This is a genomic window from Bacillus sp. JJ1764 (genome assembly GCF_036962145.1).
GTDB lineage: Bacteria > Bacillota > Bacilli > Bacillales > Cytobacillaceae > Neobacillus.
In genome coordinates this window covers 1-222 of record NZ_JBALNY010000044.1, presented here as the reverse complement: position 1 = coordinate 222, position 222 = coordinate 1, and positions in this window count along the sequence as shown.

Below are 222 nucleotides of genomic sequence, written 5' to 3'. Positions count from 1 at the left end.
TATATTAAGATTAATATCAGATCCATAAAGGGAAAAACAATTGGCTCTTATTAAGAAAAGGGACTTTTTCATTTATATATAATATAAGATCTTTTTCAACTTCAATCTTTTAATTTACTTCTTTTTTAATTCTACTAGATTTAAGAATCCTATTAACTGGTGAATAAAATAACTCCTTTTCATATTTATTTAGACCTATTAACCATATAATAATAATATATA